The 1,382-nt window shown below is 58.4% G+C and carries 1 protein-coding gene; it reads left to right on the forward strand.

The window, feature by feature from the left end; translation table 11 throughout:
* Positions 1-57 precede the first annotated feature (57 nt).
* Entirely contained in the window at positions 58-1,155 is a 1,098-nt protein-coding gene (locus MCRY_RS22275) for an ISAs1 family transposase (RefSeq protein WP_085633956.1), read from the forward strand.
* Positions 1,156-1,382 lie beyond the last annotated feature (227 nt).

Below are 1,382 nucleotides of genomic sequence, written 5' to 3' on the forward strand. Positions count from 1 at the left end.
TTCTGACGGAGCGATGGATTCTGGAGCTGGGTGTCAGTTCACGGAGCCCACGCCACCATGCAGATTTTCCTTTCCGCCTTTGATGACGTTCCCGATCCACGAGCCAGCAACGCGCGCCATGATCTTGGCGAGTTGCTGGTCATTGCCTTTGTGTCAGTGCTGTGCGGATCCAGCTCCTGTGCTGAGATGGCAGCGTTTGGCCGTGCAAAAGAAAGCCTTTTCAGAGGCTTCCTGCGGCTCAGGCATGCGATCCCGTCGCATGACACGTTCTCGGAGGTCTTCAGGATGATCGACCCAAAAGCGCTTGATGCTGCGTTCGGCAAGGTGCTCGCCGATGTCGCTGCGCTTCTCAAGGACGGTGATGTGATCGCCATCGACGGCAAGGCGTTGCGCGGCGCACGGGACAAAACGGAAAGCGCGCGGACGCGTATGATGGTTTCGGCCTACGCTGCGCGGCTACGCCTGACGCTGGCCACGGTGCCCGCCGACCGGGGCTCGGAGCTCGATGCGGCGATCGAGGCCCTGGGGCTGATCGCGCTCCGGGGCAAGGTGATCACTGGAGACGCTCTGCACTGCAATCGCCGAACAGTTGCAGCCATCAATGCAGGCGGTGGCGACTGGTGTCTCGCTCTGAAAGCCAATCAGGAGTCGCTCCTGTCCGACGCCCGTGGCTGTTTCACGGGACTTGGGGCAGCCTATCCCGAAGCGGTCACCGAGGACACCGGCCATGGTCGCCGGGAGACCCGCAAAGCCATCGTGGTTTCGGCCAAGGCATTGGGAGAATACCATGAATTTCCCGGCCTCAAGGGGTTCGGTCGGATCGAGGCGATCCGGGAAATGGACGGCAAGGTGACCTCCGAAACCCGGTTCTTCGCTCTATCCTGGACGCCTGCCCCCGAGGTTCTGCTGTCCACGGTACGCGACCACTGGGCCATCGAGAATGCGCTGCACTGGCAACTCGACGTGTCATTCCGAGAGGACGCCGCACGCAACCGGAAGGATAACGGCCCGGGCAACCTTGCTGTCCTACGCCGCCGCGCACTCGACGTTGTCAGACGAGACACCTCGAAGGAATCCCTCTCCATCAAGCTCAAGAAAGCAGGTTGGAGCGATGAATACTTACGTAGCGTTCTCAATGGCTTGGCCACTCCGTAAGTCAAACGCGATTGCCCTGGGTAAAAAGAGGACAAGAGAATGCCGATTATTAAGAGTTCCAATAAGGTTGTATACTTTAGTCATATCCCCCGGTGTGGGGGTTCGTCCGTTGAGGACTATCTTCAATCTCTCGCCTTGGTTGGCGTGGCGTTCCTTGATAGAACATTTGATTTACGCTATTCGTCAAGAGCAAATTCCCCACAACATATATATGGACAAGATTTAGC

This window comes from Marivita cryptomonadis (assembly GCF_002115725.1).
Lineage (GTDB): Bacteria > Pseudomonadota > Alphaproteobacteria > Rhodobacterales > Rhodobacteraceae > Marivita > Marivita cryptomonadis.

Coding starts and splice junctions, on each gene's coding strand:
- MCRY_RS22275 (WP_085633956.1), top strand. CDS start 58: ATGCAGATTTTCCTTTCCGCCTTTGATGACGTTCCCGATCCACGAGCC.